Annotated in this window: 14 protein-coding genes; 8 read left to right on the forward strand and 6 right to left on the reverse strand. The window is 41.3% G+C overall.

Annotation, left to right across the window (positions count from 1 at the left end):
• Window positions 1-3: 3 nt before the first annotated feature.
• Together Q7J63_RS01085 and Q7J63_RS01090 are read right to left on the reverse strand one after the other, a co-directional pair.
• Complete coding sequence (locus tag Q7J63_RS01085) at window positions 4-639, reverse strand: RNA polymerase sigma factor (RefSeq protein WP_019598281.1); 636 nt, start codon at window positions 637-639, stop codon at window positions 4-6.
• A gap of 874 nt (window positions 640-1,513) precedes the next feature.
• Complete coding sequence (locus tag Q7J63_RS01090; RefSeq protein ID WP_304883613.1) at window positions 1,514-2,392, reverse strand: pirin family protein; 879 nt, start codon at window positions 2,390-2,392, stop codon at window positions 1,514-1,516.
• A gap of 573 nt (window positions 2,393-2,965) precedes the next feature.
• Here Q7J63_RS01090 and Q7J63_RS01095 point away from each other — a divergent pair.
• Together Q7J63_RS01095 and rsgA are read left to right on the forward strand one after the other, a co-directional pair.
• Complete coding sequence (locus tag Q7J63_RS01095; RefSeq protein ID WP_304883614.1) at window positions 2,966-3,643, forward strand: DNA alkylation repair protein; 678 nt, start codon at window positions 2,966-2,968, stop codon at window positions 3,641-3,643.
• A 444-nt stretch (window positions 3,644-4,087) separates the two neighbouring features.
• Window positions 4,088-5,170 (forward strand): ribosome small subunit-dependent GTPase A, encoded by a 1,083-nt coding sequence (rsgA, locus tag Q7J63_RS01100; protein WP_304883615.1) that lies wholly within the window; start codon window positions 4,088-4,090, stop codon window positions 5,168-5,170.
• Here the strand turns inward: rsgA and rhuM are convergent.
• A complete protein-coding gene (gene rhuM / locus Q7J63_RS01105; protein WP_370691849.1) occupies window positions 5,115-5,366 on the reverse strand; it encodes a RhuM family protein in 252 nt (83 codons plus the stop codon). The genes rsgA and rhuM overlap by 56 nt on opposite strands.
• A gap of 247 nt (window positions 5,367-5,613) precedes the next feature.
• Between rhuM and Q7J63_RS01110 the strand changes: the two genes are divergently transcribed.
• Entirely contained in the window at window positions 5,614-6,906 is a 1,293-nt protein-coding gene (locus Q7J63_RS01110) for a sorbosone dehydrogenase family protein (protein ID WP_304883616.1), read from the forward strand.
• 29 nt (window positions 6,907-6,935) lie between these two features.
• Entirely contained in the window at window positions 6,936-8,234 is a 1,299-nt protein-coding gene (locus Q7J63_RS01115) for a M23 family metallopeptidase (protein WP_304883617.1), read from the forward strand.
• Window positions 8,235-8,873: 639 nt separating this feature from the next.
• Here the strand turns inward: Q7J63_RS01115 and Q7J63_RS01120 are convergent.
• Complete coding sequence (locus Q7J63_RS01120) at window positions 8,874-9,782, reverse strand: NAD(P)/FAD-dependent oxidoreductase (RefSeq protein WP_304883618.1); 909 nt, start codon at window positions 9,780-9,782, stop codon at window positions 8,874-8,876.
• Window positions 9,783-10,120: 338 nt separating this feature from the next.
• Between Q7J63_RS01120 and Q7J63_RS01125 the strand changes: the two genes are divergently transcribed.
• Window positions 10,121-10,447, forward strand: a complete 327-nt coding sequence (locus Q7J63_RS01125) for a hypothetical protein (protein WP_304883619.1) — start codon at window positions 10,121-10,123, stop codon at window positions 10,445-10,447.
• Between the two features lie 435 nt (window positions 10,448-10,882).
• Here Q7J63_RS01125 and Q7J63_RS01130 read toward each other — a convergent pair whose 3' ends face one another.
• Both Q7J63_RS01130 and Q7J63_RS01135 read right to left on the reverse strand, forming a co-directional pair.
• Window positions 10,883-11,656, reverse strand: coding sequence for a sulfite exporter TauE/SafE family protein (locus tag Q7J63_RS01130; protein ID WP_019598269.1), 774 nt, complete (start codon window positions 11,654-11,656; stop codon window positions 10,883-10,885).
• Entirely contained in the window at window positions 11,657-12,094 is a 438-nt protein-coding gene (locus tag Q7J63_RS01135) for a DoxX family protein (RefSeq protein ID WP_033405327.1), read from the reverse strand.
• 480 nt (window positions 12,095-12,574) lie between these two features.
• Between Q7J63_RS01135 and Q7J63_RS01140 the strand changes: the two genes are divergently transcribed.
• From Q7J63_RS01140 to Q7J63_RS01150, 3 genes are all read left to right on the forward strand, one after another.
• Window positions 12,575-13,381 (forward strand): hypothetical protein, encoded by an 807-nt coding sequence (locus Q7J63_RS01140; RefSeq protein ID WP_304883620.1) that lies wholly within the window; start codon window positions 12,575-12,577, stop codon window positions 13,379-13,381.
• Between the two features lie 504 nt (window positions 13,382-13,885).
• Window positions 13,886-14,536 carry a cytochrome c nitrite reductase small subunit gene (gene nrfH, locus Q7J63_RS01145; RefSeq protein WP_304883621.1) on the forward strand — a complete coding sequence of 217 codons (651 nt, stop codon included), beginning with the start codon at window positions 13,886-13,888 and terminating at the stop codon, window positions 14,534-14,536.
• Between the two features lie 7 nt (window positions 14,537-14,543).
• Complete coding sequence (locus Q7J63_RS01150) at window positions 14,544-16,034, forward strand: ammonia-forming cytochrome c nitrite reductase subunit c552 (RefSeq protein WP_304883622.1); 1,491 nt, start codon at window positions 14,544-14,546, stop codon at window positions 16,032-16,034.
• Window positions 16,035-16,045: the final 11 nt, after the last annotated feature.

Raw genomic sequence — 16,045 nt, forward strand, 5'->3', positions numbered from 1 at the left:
TTGCTACCTGTTTTGAAGCAATGCTTTCAACATGGACAATGCCCTATAGATTACCTTTCTGGCAGATTTTACCTCATTAAAATCCATTGCTACGGCAATCTCTTTGTAGGTCAACCCTTCTTCATAGAGCAATAAAATGGCCTGTCGCTGTCTGCAGGTAAGCTTATTGATGGCACTTTGTATTCTTTCAAAATTCTCTAGCTGGCTTTCCTGCTGAATAAGTTTGGTTTCCTGAGAAAATTCAATGGGAAAATTTCTATCGATCTTTTCAGGATCTTGCTGGACCGACTCTTTGGATTTATTTGATTTTCTGATCAGTTCCCGATAAAGAATCTTAAACAGATAGGCCTTGATGCTTTGGACTTCGCTGAGCCGGCCTCTTTTTCTTCTTAGGTCTATAAAAATATTCTGGATACAATCCTGAATATGATCTTGGTCCTTACACATTTGACATCCGTACCTAAACAATACAGTCACATATATCCTGTAGATATAGTTGAATGCATTTTCATCCCCATTGTTAAAGGCTTTCCAGATATCTTCGTCGGATTTACTTTCATAAACTTTGATGGATTCAGAATGGCCTAAAGGATAAATGGTTAAATGTTCATTATTTGGCAATTTTGGGTTGTGGTTCATTGGAGTTCTGTATTCACTCAGTCATCTAAAATAAAGAGGAGGTAAAAAGACAAAGCGACCCCATAATATCAAGATTATTTTAAAATTTTATCATTTCTTTTTTAACTCCTGCTATGCAATACCCTTCCTGTTCAAGAATTTTTTCGCTAAAAAATCAGTCATTATTTACTTTCTCTAAGAGTAGCACAATCTTAATGCAACCTTTTCTCGAAATAGTCTGGTATTTTTGCGGTGTCAAGCCATACTAGGAAACAGAATGCAAATTTCGGGTTTAATACTGACCTTATTTCCAAGAGGATTCAAAAAGCCTCAAATAACCGGCTTAGAATGGGATGACTTGAAAGATCTAGAAAAAGGCCTATCGATAGATTTAAAGAGGGACTATTTTGACATCCTTGTCGGTATCAGTGATAAAGGGTCAAAAGGATATTACATTATCGTTTTGTAGCTTGCCAGGGTACAGCTTCTGACTTGTCCGGAGTCCGTTCAACCCACAATATGCATCCTGTTTCCCATTTGAACTTGGCACTACAAGAAAATTGGATTATTGGTAGAATCAGGCATTTTACCGATACGAAGTTTCAAAACCTGCAAACAACCTACTGATTATCAGAAAATTTCAGTCCGGAATAGAATTTAGGGTGCATAAAACATGTTTAATTTCACTTTGCGCTTCTACTGAAAAGCGATCCAGCCAAACTAGTTGGCACTCATTTAAAGTAGTGCTTTCAATCTGCATCTTTTACATCTTCAGTGGCCTTTAAAAAGTCTTTGGTCTATTTGTTACTGGTATTATATTCAAAGTTCTTTGGTCGAAATTATTCAACTGGTCTTGTTATTTTCTTTGCCAATTGCTTTTATGATTGCCCTGATCTTATCTATTTAGGGTCGGATAAGGAACAAACTCTGTTTCTCCGGCTACTTTGGGGAAACGTTGGTTAGTCCAATCTTCTTTAGCTTGTTTCAATCGATCTTTCCTGGAAGACACAAAATTCCAGTCAATGAACCTTTCTTCGGGAAATGCCTCTCCCCCAAAAATATAGACTGTAGAATTGGGACCCATTTCAAACTCGCAGAGTTTGCTGTCTTTGGCGATCAAAATCTGCCTGGGTTCATACATATTCCCTTCGCTTGAAATTGAGCCATCAAATATGTATAAAGCACTTTCGCCAAATAGGTCATCTCCAATACTCATTTTTTGAGTTGAGGTATTCCTGATTTCAATAAAATAAAGGGGGCTATGAACAGGAACAGCAGATTTCCTACCAAATGCTTCTCCTGCCAATAATTTGTAGTGGATCCCTTTCTCCTCCCAACTTGGGATTTCTTCAGCGGAAATAGGTACAAAAGTCGGTTCAGATTCTTCAAGGTCTTTGGGTAAAGCTACCCAAATTTGTAAACCGTGCAGGGATTTTGTGGAGTTTCTCATGTGTTCGGGTGTTCTCTCGGAGTGCACCACTCCCTTTCCTGCAGTCATCCAATTTACTGCTCCAGGTTTTATTTCCACTTCACTTCCTATGCTATCGCGGTGCATGATTGCCCCATCAAACAAATAGGTGAGTGTGGAAAGACCGATATGGGGATGTGGCAAAACATCAAAGTTTTCCCGCTCATTCAACTTTACCGGACCCATATGGTCAATGAATACAAATGGGCCAACAGCTCTTTTTTGCCTGAAGGGCAGCAAACGCCCAACCATAAAGTTGCCAATTTTTGCTGCTCTTTCTTCAATGATTAAGCTGATGTTTGACATAGTTTTTGTGTTTACTCCTCCAAATATTAAAATTACCCATATTAACCCAAAAAATGCATTCGGTTTCCTATTCGGAATTGAAACATCAAGAAAATCAGCCTATTCGTTGAGTATGGCATTTGCCAATTAGTGTGATTCAGAAATTGTAAACACCCGACTGATTACTTGGCAATTTCAGGCTGGAATGGAATTGGGAATCCGTAATATGGGTTATTTTTATGCTACCGATTAATGTTGCTCAAGAACCAATTTGAAGCTGAACAGCTAAGAATTGACAAAATTTTCGGGGAATAATAAACAGATTTCCCTGAAAGCCATACACCACCATTACCACAATTTTCAATCAAATCCCCAAAACGACAACAGCCTTACAATAAACTCAAAAACAAGCACTTAAGATTTTGAAAGTATCGATTTTTTGACCTATATTCAAGTTGTGATGTGTGGAAAAGTTGGGATGCTGATCTAAATTTTTACCGATAAAAATAGTATCTGAAACCAATTTTAGAATGTAAAGCAACCAATTCAGCTATTGAGTGAAGGATGGAGCAAATCATTGAAAAAATTCGAGAAGTGCTAAAACGCAACATGGATGTGAAAACACTTTCAAGGAGCCAGGATTTTTTCAAAGAAAGAATTAAGTGCTATGGAGTGAAGGTGCCAACCGTAAACAAAATCAGTAAGGAGTACTTTAAATCAATTGAATTTAAGGAAAAGTCGGAAATTTTTGATCTATGCGAAAGCTTATGGAAATCAGGGTATCTGGAAGAATCCTTTGTTGCCTGCAACTGGTCCTATGCTCTCCACGAGCGCTATGAACCAGAGGATTTTCAAATTTTTGAGAATTGGATTGATAAATATGTGGACAATTGGGCCTCCTGTGATACCCTTTGTAATCATACCCTTGGGGAATTCATAGAAATGTACCCTGAATATTTGAAGCAGCTAATGGATTTTGCCAAATCAGAAAATAGATGGAAGCGGAGGGCGTCCGCTGTGACATTGATCCTGCCAGCAAGAAAAGGGAAATTTCTTAGGGAAATTTTGAAAATTTCAGACACTTTGCTTTTGGACAAAGATGATTTGGTCCAAAAGGGTTATGGATGGATGTTGAAGGCTGCAAGTGAGGCCAATCAACAACCGATATTTGATTATGTGATGAGAAACAAGGCAATCATGCCTCGGACATCGTTAAGATATGCCATTGAAAAGTTACCCAAAGACCTGAAGTTTAAAGCTATGGAAAAATGAAAAAGAACAACATTTTCGAAAATCTCAGGGTTTTAAATACTTTTCTTAGAACGCATTTTAAGCATTGCGAATTCAATTCAACATTACAATTGCCTGATAATCATATAGGTATTTACTATTTTTGCCCTTATCGGGATTTATGCTTTCAATAGTCTGATTTTCTTTCCGTTTCAATACCATTTGCAACCTATTTCATATTGCGGGTTGAACCTAATTCAAAATGTATAAAATCAATACATTGGATGGAAGAACCCTTAAGAGAATTGCTGTGAAGACAAATGGGTGCGCATATTGAAGATTACAATCGCATTTCTCAAATTGAATTTTGATCATATAATTGATTTTGTGGAAATCCCTAAAGCGAGGATTGCTTTGAAATGGGAGTTTATGTTTTACTTAATATTCTATTCATCAGAAACCTAAAAGACCTGGTCAACTCGCGAAATGAAGTTAGAAGATTTGGGATATAATGAAAGGCTGGAAAAGTTTAGGCTTGAGAACAAACTCAATGACTTTGAGATTGGAAGAGTGATTTCTGAACACAAAGAACGATATATAGTCAAGACCGAAAAGGGAGAATTTGAAGCCGAAATAACTGGAAACTTAAGATTTTCGGCAAGTGGTCGTGAGGATTTTCCGGCCGTTGGAGATTGGGTTGTCCTGACCCAATATGATGACGGTCTTTCCTTGATCCATAAAATATTGCCCAGATTTTCAGTGATTTCAAGAAAGGCGGTTGGACAACATGGGGAAAAGCAAATCATTGCAGCCAATATTGATTATGCGCTATTGGTGCAGGCAGTTGATAGGGATTTCAATATCAACAGACTTGAAAGATACCTGACCATTTGCAATGCATCCAAGGTTAGCCCCATTATCATACTGAGTAAAATTGATTTGGTGAATGCTGATCGAGTCTCAGAAATAATGGAAAATATCAAAGCCCGCATCCAAAATGTTTCGATTGTTCCCACTAGCAACGAATCTCTTGATGGATACACACAAATTAGAGCGACAATCCAAAAAGGCAAAACCTACTGTATGCTAGGTTCATCAGGAGTCGGAAAGTCAACGCTTTTCAATACCCTTTCCGGCAAGTCCATCATGCGAACAGAACCAATCAGTCAGAGTACCAATAAAGGAAGACACGTCACGAGCCATCGGGAACTGATTGTATTGGATAAGGGAGGGATTCTGATCGATAATCCGGGTATGAGAGAGGTGGGTATTGCAGATTCCCCAGGCGGATTGGATTTGACATTCGATAGGATTGTGAGACTTTCTAAAAGTTGCAAATTCAAAGATTGTACACATACAAATGAGATCGGTTGCTCGGTACTTGAGGCAGTTGAAAAAGGAGAAATAGACAAAGCTTCTTATGAAAACTATGTTGAAATGGAAAGAGAAAAGGCGCATTATGAAACCACAGCGGCAGAGAAACGAAAAAAAGACAAAGAATTTGGAAAATTCATCAAGAACTATAAAAAAAGCAGAAACAAAAATAAGAACGATGATTCAATTGGGTAATCCTCCGCAAACTTGTTTTGACCCTTGCAAAATAATCTTTGGTTTTTCGGCTTTCTTTGCCGTATTGGGTCCTCAAGGTGTACATGTCGGTGATTTTTTGGTAAAATCTACATTGATCGGCCCTGATTTCACGAATGCCTTCCAGCAATTCAAAAAAACTGCCTAAACTTTTTGCCTTGAGTGGCACTTTCATCATCCAAAAATCCAATTTTACTGAACCAGCAATTGGCCCAGAGCTGTCACAATGAACAAAGTAAGGCAGCAGAAAAATAGGTTTTATACAGATTTCAAAAATTAGCGCCCTAATTGTTACAGCATTCAAGTGTACTTTTACAACATCCCCATATTGATGGATATTAACACAAAATTTCCTTGCTTTGGATCAATTGTTGCACTTTCAGGATTTGCGTAATGCCATTTTTTAAAACTAAAAAATCAAAAACATGAGAAATTTTGTAAAATTCACATGCTTGTTCCTCTTCGTCGCCTCGGGTTGTTCGTCAAAGATATCGGATCAACAGAAAAAAGAACTGAGCGAACAGCAAGCAGACACAGTTCAGACAGCGATCGGCCCACTGATATTGCCCCCACCCTATTCTTCAGAATCCGTACGGAACGAGAGCAAAATGGTCGACTGGCCAGAAGGAAAGACACCCACTGCACCGCAAGGGTTTGAAGTGACCAAATTTGCAAGTGACCTTGACAATCCCCGTACTTCTTATTTGGGGCCAAATGGAGACCTTTTTGTTGTGGAAAGCAATACCAAAGGGAGTGCGGACCGGATTACGATTTTTCAGGATGTCAATAAGGATGGCGAATATGAGACAAGAGCAATCTTTCTGGAAGATCTCAATCAGCCTTATGGAATGCTGATTTTAAACAACACCTTCTATGTGGCAAATACCGACGGTCTTTATCGATTTCCCTATCGTGAAGGGCAGCAAAGGATCGAAGAAAAAGGTGAAAAAATCATGGAGCTACCTGCAGGCGGATACAACAATCACTGGACAAGAAATCTGATTGCCAACGCGGAGGGAACGAAAATTTATGTTTCTGTGGGTTCGGCCAGTAATGCTGGAGAACACGGAATGGAAGAAGAAATTCGTCGCGCCTGCATTCTGGAGATCAACCCAGACGGATCAGGTGAGGTGGTGTTTGCCACTGGCTTGAGAAATCCGGTTGGGATGGACTGGAACCCTGTTTCCGGAGGGCTTTGGACAGCGGTCAATGAACGGGACGAATTGGGTGATCATTTGGTCCCTGATTATATCACGAGTGTGAAGCGAAACGCGTTTTATGGTTGGCCGTATTCTTATTATGGTCAGATCCCCGATCCACGGATGGAAGGCAAAGGCATGGAGCTGGTGGAAAAGGCCCTTGTCCCGGATGTACCGGTAGGTAACCATACCGCATCTTTGGGACTCGTGTTTTATGATGGCAAGCAGTTTCCCGAGAAATACCGAAATGGCGCTTTTGTGGGTCAACATGGATCTTGGAACCGCGCTGCACTCAGTGGATATAAGGTGTTGTTTGTTCCTTTTGAGAACGGTAAACCATCCGGCCAACCTGAAGATTTTCTCTCGGGCTTTATCGCTGACCGTGAAAAATCAGAAGTGTATGGTAGACCCGTCGGCGTCACTGTCCTCCCTGATGGTTCCCTTTTGGTCAATGACGATTCGGGAAACACCCTATGGAGGGTAAAGTCAAGCCAAAATCCTGCTTTGCCGAAAAATTGAAATCAATTCCAATGATCCAATCCTTTATCATGCAGCGATTCTTAAAAAACATCAGTATCCTCCTCTTACTCACTTTGACCCTTGCCTCCTGTAAGCGTGAAACATTGGGAATATTTTCTCCAAAGACTGAGAAAGAGCGCTACCTGCAACAGTTGAAAGCATCGGGAATCGATAAAAGTATTTTGGGCAAAAGCTGGGTTGCGGCAGGTAACGAAGCGCTGAATAATCCCCCACAACTCGATATCCCTGCGGCCATTCGTGGTTCATTCAAATCAAAATCAGTCCAAGCCAATTCCTGGCAACTGAACCTTCAAAAAGGAGCGACTTTACAGGTGGCTTTGACATGGGAAAGTCAGGACAGCAGTCGGGTATTTTTGGAAATCATAGATGCACAATCCATGAAGGATGAAATGGCCACGACCTCATTTGATGAGCGGATTGAATTTGAAGCGGAGCAATCGGGAACATATTTCATTCGCATTCAGCCCGAATTAATGGCCGAAGGAAATTATAATTTGATCGTGGAAAACCGATCTACCTATGCCATTTTCCCGGTTCAGGGAAAAACGAGTGCTGCCATCCAGAGTTTTTGGGGTGCAGGAAGAGATGGAGGACAAAGAAAACATGAAGGTATTGACATTTTTGCCGTTCGGGGGACTCCTGTCGTGGCGCCTGTATCCGGTGTGGTGACTTCGGTCAAAGAGACAGGACGCGGAGGAAAGCAAGTCTGGCTTCGGGATAACAAACGGGGTTGGAATTTGTATTTCGCCCATTTGGACAGCCAAACAGTCAACAACCTTCAGCGCGTAAGTCCCGGAGATACTTTAGGTTTTGTGGGCAACACCGGCAATGCCAAAACCACTCCTCCCCATTTGCATTTTGGGATTTACAGTAGCGGGGCATTTGATCCGTTTCCAGTTGTCAAAGACAATTATCCCAAAGCCATCTCTGGTAACCTTCCACTGGAAAATGAGGTGATGCTGGTGCGCAGCGCTACTGCAAATCTTCGTCAGGGACCCTCGACCGATTTTGCCAGTTTGGCCATGTTGGATTCCAAGACGCCTGTATGGGTGGAATCGGCTGTGGGAGAATGGTATCAGGTTCGGACGCCCACCGGTATCAAAGGTTTTCTGTCTGCAAACATTCTTGCGGCACCTCAGGAAACCAGCCTTTCTAACAGCGCTTCCTATGTTTTTCGGGACCCCTTCGCTGCACCATCAGATTCGATTTATGTCGCTTTGGACAATTTTGTCAAAATCGGTTCTTATTTGGATTTTGATTTAATCAGAGATCGGGATGATAATCTTTTCTTTGTTCCGATTTTGTGAAGTATTCATTTGTAAATTGAGCAGCGTGTTTTCATTGATTGAAAAGGGCTTTAAGTTATCCATGCATCTCCACGCTCATCTAAGGTTTTGCTGGAATTGGGAAAAATTTCATGGTGCTCCTCTTTGATCTTGAAGGGCGCTCCTTTGGGAGAGAATATTTATTGCATATCCTCAATCTCTAACCTTTATATCCACTTTTTGATTGTAATCACCGACAAATGGGGGAAACCCTGAAAGACAACATTGGTATGCAATTTCCTCTGAGTGAAAAAAGTCAGTGGAATATCCAACTCGATTCAACCCGAATTCCATTACACCAGAATAGTGACCTAAGGCATCTACTTGAGGTAAGTTAGATGGAATACCAAAAAGAAATGAAGGAGAGAATGAATGCATCAATTAAAAAAAGATGCAATCCCTGAATATGTCAGTCGATGAGTTGAATGCTGCCCAATCATATGTTTGATGGAAATATGCATTCAGTTTCCAAATGAGATCTAAACTGCAAGAAAATCAGACTATTGTGAGACTAATTCCTGACACCAATAGGGTGAAGTCAATAAAAATCAACAACTAATTGAACATCGGTTAATTATACTATTGAATTGAGTTCGTAATGCATAAAATGGGTTGAACCCATCAAAATTCTTCTTCTATTAATGCGTTGTTAACCATCGCGCCCCCGATATTTCCTGCCGACACTGCATTTGAAACCGAACGCATCGGGCTGACATTGTCTCCGCAGGCAAAAACGTTTTTCACATTTGTTTTTTGAAACATATCCACTTTGAGAAGTCCTTGTTCCGTCAATTCGCAACCAAGTGTTTCGGGAATTTTACAATGCTGTTCAAATTCAGGACGTGAATAAATTGCCTTCAATTCAAAAGTAGAATTGTCCTTAAAAACGATTTGCTCGACAGCTCCATTTTTATGTTTCAAATAAGCGATTTCTTTTTCGATTATCGGGATGTTGTGTCTGGTGATTTTATCGGTTTGCTCTGCGGTCATTGAGGATTTGCCGTTGGTAAAAATAGTGAGCTCTTTTGTCCAATTTCGGATCAATTGGGCATAATGAAAAGCAAAGTCACCATTTGCCAATACGCCTGTTTTCTCACCTTTTACTTCGTAACCGTGGCAATAAGGACAGTGGATAACCGATATGCCCCAACATTCGGCAAAACCTATAATTTCTGGCATGATATCTTTCACACCTGTGGCAAAAATCAGTTTCTTCGCTTTAAAAGATTCACCTGTTTGCGTAGTGATTTTAAAACCACTTTCTGAGATTGTCCCACTTACGGCAAGAACATCCAAGAATTTTACGGTGCTGTACTTCAAAACCTGTGCTTTGGCTTTTTGGGCGATTATGCTTGGTTTTTCACCGTCCTGTGTGATGAAATTGTGTGAATGTGGCGTTTGCCGGTTGCAAGGCAAGCCACTGTCCAAGATGAGTACATTTCTCAATGCCCGTCCCAATGCCATGGCTGCGGAAAGGCCTGCGTAGCTTCCGCCAATGATGATTGCGTCAAAATATTCACTGTCTGTCATTTGATTGATATTGTACATGCGGCATATCAAAAAGGAAAACCCGCTTTGAATGATACACTTTCGGTTAGATGAATTTGGTTTTGAATTCTTATAATTCACTTAATCGCAACAATGTTGCAAACATAAAAATTCATATTCATCAAATAATTTATTGCGGAAGAGATGGAAATCCTGTTGGACTTTGTTGCCCTAATGGGATTGGAACCAAAATGGTTGTCCGACCGAATAAGCGGTCCAAATCGCCGATCTATTCTTAAATGTACCGAATCATGACCCAATGATCACTTTCCGCTTGTCTTGGCATAGTGGATTTCGCATTTACCGGTATTTAAATGCTAATGGAGGATACACAGAACTACGCCTGGATAGCCCCTACTGGTTTACTAATCGGTAAATCTGCAGTACTGGAATCCAGCGATGCAGGGAGCACAGGTTCACTCCAGGTCCCCATCAATTTGTCAGGAACTGTGAGCGGGAAGAAACAAATTGTTTACCTGGTTTTCAAAAATGACGAAGGGATTCAAGGTTCCCTAATGGTCGTGTCTGCGTTAGAATTTAAAATGCACCGGGAAAAACCAATAGTTCAAGCCAGGGAGCCTGAATTGACTTCCATGGTGAGGGGTGAAGATTTCTTTAATTCGAATTCTAAGACAGCGGAAAAGTAACGTGAAGCATCTAACTTGATTAAGTTAGATGGAATATGCAATAGGTTTCCAAATGGGAGCGAAACTGCAAGAAAATCAGACAATTGGGAGACTAATTCCTGACACCGATATGATGAAGTCTATAAAAGTCGACAAATAACTAATTATCACATAAATACAGTATTAAATGGCATTCGTAATGCATACAACGGGTTAAACCTGTTTTATGCATTACCCATTCTATCCCTGCCTAAAATTGCTCAATACTCAGTCGGCAGTTTACGGTTTTTGACTCCAACACATGAAATTTTACCTTATTGCCCAAATAGTCTGATTCTTTTGATGTTACAGTCCTATTGGGAAGCGGAATTCACATTTCGGGTTTTATACCTTTCCTACAAAACATTTCATAACCAGTTTATTTTTGAAATTTTAGGATAGCAAAATCCAAAATTTTTAAATCAACCCTGCTCCCAATGCAATGGAAATCAGGATAAGCATGATCGCTACGGTCACTTGAAGGAAATGAAGGGTGACTTTTTTCAATAATTTATTGCCGATAAATGATCCTGCAATTCCTGCAAGCGTTGCGCAGAGGACCAAAGTCAAATTTTCGTCCAATCCCGCTTTTGTAAACCGGGTGGCATACACGCTTAATCTGGTGAAATCAACCAAGGTTGAAACCACCACAGCAGTACCGATAAATGCTTCTTTGGAAAGGCCTGCTTTGATGAGAAATGCACTGCGCAAGGCACCTTGATTTCCTGATAATCCGCCAAAGAAACCGCTCAATGCACCGCCAATAGGAAGTTTTTCTTTTCCGAATTGCAGTTTGTTGAAATAAGGAATCAGGTCTATACTCGCAAAAATGATAAGCAGGATGGAAATAATGAACTTTACAGGAAACACTTCGAAAGTTTTCCCAAACATCTCATAGGAAAATAGTGGCGCTGCATCTGAAATATTGATAAGCAACCAAGAACCAATCAACGCAGCGATGACGGCAGGAATGCCGAATCGGATCAAAACAGATTTATCGGCATTTTTTCCTACCAAAATCAGTTTGAAAATATTGTTGAAGAAATGCACGATTCCGGTCAAACCAATGGCAAGGTCAACCGGGAAAAAAATCATGAATACGGGTGTCAGGATTGTCCCCAAACCAAAACCCGAAAAGAAGGTAAGTATGGCTACTAAAAAAGCTGCAAGTGAGATGATTATGATTTCCATTTAGTATTTTGGTTTGAATGAATTGAAGTCAAAAGACCAATAACCACTGCCCTTGATCAATAGGAAAATACTACCGAGCAACATGGCCCAATCTGTTCTGCTGCCGTGCATCATTTCCCAGAAGCCCTGATTGGCCAAAACATCTCCTTTGGTGGTGGCAATGGCAACAAGCATAATGATGATCAGAGGAATACTGGCAAGCCGCGTCAATAAACCAACTAAAATCAATGCCCCGCAGAGTATTTCAAATGCACCTACAAAAGCCCCTAAAAATTCGGGTGAGGGCAAGCCGATTTTTTCAAATCTACCGGCACCTCGAATGGCAGGAAACAGGAATTTTTGAATGCCTTCCGAAAGGAATACCGCGCCTACCATCAGGCGGATGAGAAAAATAGACTTGTCAGCTGAAGTTTGCAATATTTTTTCTATTACTGTCATGCTGTTCTTATTTGTGTTTTTACTTATGTTCCCTATTTCAATTTTTCACTTCCTCTGGCACAAAAGGATATTTCCTTCATTTAAATTGCCGAAGATTTCCACACCGGCTGTATTGCATTACCAAGTCCTTCCAACCTGAAAATGATCAATAAATTTTTTTAAAGATTATTGAATTCTCCATAACGGTTATAAGGCTAATCCTTCAAATGGCCTTATTCTCTTGTAATTTCAAGCCCTATTAAATAACGGAATCCATAGTTTCGGATTTGAGATGAAAACAAACCAAACACCAATATTTTACCATTCCGGAGGTTTATATCAGCCTACCGAAGAGGAGGTCAAAATCTGTATATCCAAAATTATACAATACTTCTGTTTCAACCCTCTGAAATCTGTTTGAATTTCATTGATATTTGTTTAAATATCTGAACTCAAATAAAATAGATTGCCGTATTTTTGGAGCGGAAAACATGAAATCCAATGGCCTTGAACACCTCCATTTTCAAATCCAGTCTCCTTGTACTCCTCCTGATTTGTGGTTTGGTGAAATCACCTTCCCTATACGCCCAATCGATTGATTCTGCGAAGATGGAAAGAAACTTTGGAGGTGCTGCCGGAGTCACCAATAACGGCATTTCTCTCCTGCCTACCTTTTCGCTTAACCAACCCGCAGGATTTGTGATGTTGAATATGGGCAATCGGCTTTCCTTCGATCCGGAATTCCATTTTTCCCTGGAAGGCAAACCTTGGACAGTTCTATTATGGTTGCGATACAAACTGATTCGAAATGAAAAGTTCAAATTAACAGTGGGAGCCCATCCAGGCTTGCTCTTCGTTCCCCAAAATTTGATGATCAACGGTCAGCCCCGCGATGTCATCACTACCGAACGGTATCTGGCCTCGGAGCTGGCGCCCAATTATTTCATCACTCCCCATACCAGCATTGGCTTTTATTACCTTCGGGGAATGGGGTTTGCGGAAAGCGCTGTACAAAACACCAACTTTCTCACCTTCAATGCCAATTTTAGAAAGATAGCACTTCATGAAAATTTCTATCTGCGGTTAAATCCTCAGGTTTATTACCTGAAAATGGATGAACTGGACGGGTTCTTCGCCTCTTCAACTTTGACCCTTGCCAAAAAGGATTTCCCCCTCTCTTTACAAATGCTGGCCAACAAATCAATTTCTACCAAAATCCCGGATAGTTCGGCCTTGCTCTGGAGCTTAAGTCTAATTTATTCCTTCGGAAACACCTATGTGCCATCACCAAGGCTTTTTCCGAATTAAACCCGTGTTATGCATTACCAATTCTATTCTAGCCTTGAATTGCTTTACAATCATTCAGTCATCAATAATTGTTGACTTCTCCCTATCGGTATGCTGATCTATCCTCCAAATAGTCTGATTTTTTTGCAATTTCAGTCCCATTTGAAAACCTATTGCCTATTGCGGGTTAAATTCTGTCCCAAGTACAGAAAAAACCTCAGTTTGAGCTGATTTCTCGTCCCAAAACCTGATTGGCCAGACCCAATTTTCTCTTCTGATCTAAAAAGTGATGTCCTTCAGGATTGATCCAGGAAACATTCCTCAACACATTTTCAAAAAAGCGGAAGCCCTAATTTAGATTTTCACCTGTCATTTTCTGGGTTTTCGCATTTATTGGCAATATTTCGTATATTTTTATCTGAATATCCTTTTAATTTTTAGTCGACTGATTTTTATCATGTTTTTTTCAAACTAATATTCTGTATTTTGATGAAATATTCAGAACAGGAAAATTGAATTCTCTCCATGGCTAAATTTCAGAATATAAAAAGATTTTTTTTTAAGTATTCCCTTATCCCCCCAAAAAAATGGCGCCCGGCAGCGATTGTACTTGTGGCGAGCTTTTTTGGCTTGGGACTCTACATCCTAAAGCTTAGCAATGCCGCCGCCTATCTTTCTGATGATCCCCAGGCCTGCGTAAACTGTCATGTGATGACACCACAATACATTACCTGGTCTCGGAGTGCCCACAGGGAAGTAGCCACTTGCAACGATTGCCATGTGCCGCATAACAACGTGTTCAACCAATATTATTTCAAGGCGATGGATGGCTTGTACCATTCCTACATTTTCACCATTAGAGCAGAACCTCAGGTCATTCAGGCCAGACAACCTTCTGTAGAGGTGATACAAGACAATTGCATCAGGTGCCATGCCCCACAGGTCAAGGACGCCAAGACCGAAGCCTTTGTGGAAGATCATCATTTCAATAGAACAGACAGAACCTGTTGGGAATGCCACAGGGAAACACCACATGGCAGGGTAAAGAGCCTCTCCGCTGTTGGTCACATGCTAGAACCGATCAAAGCACAGACACCCTCAGGCCTACAAGTCGTCCCCAATTGGCTAAAAGATGCCATGCAGGAAAAAAACCAAGAAACATTACCTCAAAAATAAAAGCATTATGAAAAACTGGATACTCTTTATTGCTACAGGCGTGGCAGTGTTTTTATTGGCGATGCTCGCCTACTCCATAATGGACAGGCGGGCAGAGGCGAGATTTGCCTACCAACCTCAGGTAGAGATTCAAGGCATCGAACCTAGAGATTCAATATGGGGCTTGAATTTTCCCCGCCAATATCAATCTTACATGAAAACCGGTCCATCCCCCCACCAATCCGGTTCTGATGCAGATCGCCCTGGGGATATGTTGGAGGACAACCCTGAAATGGTCATTCTGTGGGCGGGCTATGCCTTCAGTAAAGGATATGGTGAGCCAAGAGGTCATGGGCACGCACTCGATGATGTTCGGAGTTCCATCAGAATAGGTGCTCCCATGGAAGCCGGAGATGGGGTAATGCCAAGTACCTGTTGGACCTGCAAAAGTCCTGACGTACCCCGTCTGATGAGCGAAATGGGCGTGACAGAATTTTACAGTAAAAAATTATCTGACCTTGGCAACGAGGTGATCAATCCCATCGGTTGCGCGGATTGTCACAATCCTGAAACCATGAACCTGACCATCACCCGCCCTGCGCTTGTGGAAGCATACGAGGCGATGGGCAAAGACATCAATCAAGCCTCTCATCAGGAAATGCGGAATTTGGTTTGTGCCCAATGCCATGTTGAATATTACTTTGACAAGACCAAGCCCGGAAAAGAAGGTGCCCAATACCTGACATTTCCCTTGGCAGATGGATTAGATGTGGAGTCCGTGGAAGCATATTATGATAAGATAGATTTCACCGACTGGGTACATCCTTTGAGCAAGGCCAGAATGCTAAAAGCCCAGCACCCTGATTATGAATTGTACTCCATGAGTGTACATGCCAAAAGAGGAGTATCCTGTGCAGACTGCCATATGCCCTACAAAACCGAGGGAGGTCAGAAATTTACAGATCACCACATCGCCTCTCCCCTGCAGAATGTGGAAAATTCCTGCTTTGTCTGCCATAGGGAAAAAGTTTCGGACCTCGTTGCGGATGTGCATGAACGCCAGTCAAAACTCAAAGTTGCCAACCAAAGACTTCAAAGACAGATCGCCATGGCACATTTGGAAGCTGAAAAAGCATGGCAATTAGGCGCTACGGAGGCACAGATGGCAAATATCCTCAAGGGTATCAGGCATGCCCAGTGGAGATGGGATTATGTGGCCGCCTCCCATGGTGCTGGTTTTCACGCTCCTATCGAAGCAAACCGCATCTTGGCATCCTCTTCATCCATCATCCAGGAAACCAGAATTGAATTGACCAGAGTACTGGCCAGTTTAGGCCATATCAAGGCTTTGGATACTCCAGATCTCGACAGTAAAGCTGCTCTTCAGGCGTATATCGGGGTAGATTTGGAAAAGGAAAAGGCACAGAAAGCCAACTTCCTGGAGCAGGTCGTCCCCAAATGGCTACAGGAAGGAAAAGCGCGCGAAGCCCAGAAGCCAGTGAGATCCATCAATAGATAAACTCCACAAAG

The organism is Rhodonellum sp. (assembly GCF_030656585.1).
In the GTDB taxonomy this organism is placed as follows: Bacteria; Bacteroidota; Bacteroidia; order Cytophagales; family Cyclobacteriaceae; genus Rhodonellum; species Rhodonellum psychrophilum.

What these genes read in the sequence shown, in the direction of transcription:
- nrfH (WP_304883621.1), top strand. Translation starts at nt 13,886, where the DNA reads ATGGCTAAATTTCAGAATATAAAAAGATTTTTTTTTAAGTATTCCCTT.
- Q7J63_RS01115 (WP_304883617.1), top strand. Translation starts at nt 6,936, where the DNA reads ATGCAGCGATTCTTAAAAAACATCAGTATCCTCCTCTTACTCACTTTG.
- Q7J63_RS01140 (WP_304883620.1), top strand. Translation starts at nt 12,575, where the DNA reads ATGGCCTTGAACACCTCCATTTTCAAATCCAGTCTCCTTGTACTCCTC.
- Q7J63_RS01090 (WP_304883613.1), bottom strand. Translation starts at nt 2,392, where the DNA reads ATGTCAAACATCAGCTTAATCATTGAAGAAAGAGCAGCAAAAATTGGC.
- Q7J63_RS01110 (WP_304883616.1), top strand. Translation starts at nt 5,614, where the DNA reads ATGAGAAATTTTGTAAAATTCACATGCTTGTTCCTCTTCGTCGCCTCG.
- rsgA (WP_304883615.1), top strand. Translation starts at nt 4,088, where the DNA reads ATGAAGTTAGAAGATTTGGGATATAATGAAAGGCTGGAAAAGTTTAGG.
- Q7J63_RS01120 (WP_304883618.1), bottom strand. Translation starts at nt 9,782, where the DNA reads ATGACAGACAGTGAATATTTTGACGCAATCATCATTGGCGGAAGCTAC.
- Q7J63_RS01150 (WP_304883622.1), top strand. Translation starts at nt 14,544, where the DNA reads ATGAAAAACTGGATACTCTTTATTGCTACAGGCGTGGCAGTGTTTTTA.
- Q7J63_RS01085 (WP_019598281.1), bottom strand. Translation starts at nt 639, where the DNA reads ATGAACCACAACCCAAAATTGCCAAATAATGAACATTTAACCATTTAT.
- Q7J63_RS01125 (WP_304883619.1), top strand. Translation starts at nt 10,121, where the DNA reads ATGGAGGATACACAGAACTACGCCTGGATAGCCCCTACTGGTTTACTA.
- rhuM (WP_370691849.1), bottom strand. Translation starts at nt 5,366, where the DNA reads ATGATGAAAGTGCCACTCAAGGCAAAAAGTTTAGGCAGTTTTTTTGAA.
- Q7J63_RS01135 (WP_033405327.1), bottom strand. Translation starts at nt 12,094, where the DNA reads ATGACAGTAATAGAAAAAATATTGCAAACTTCAGCTGACAAGTCTATT.
- Q7J63_RS01130 (WP_019598269.1), bottom strand. Translation starts at nt 11,656, where the DNA reads ATGGAAATCATAATCATCTCACTTGCAGCTTTTTTAGTAGCCATACTT.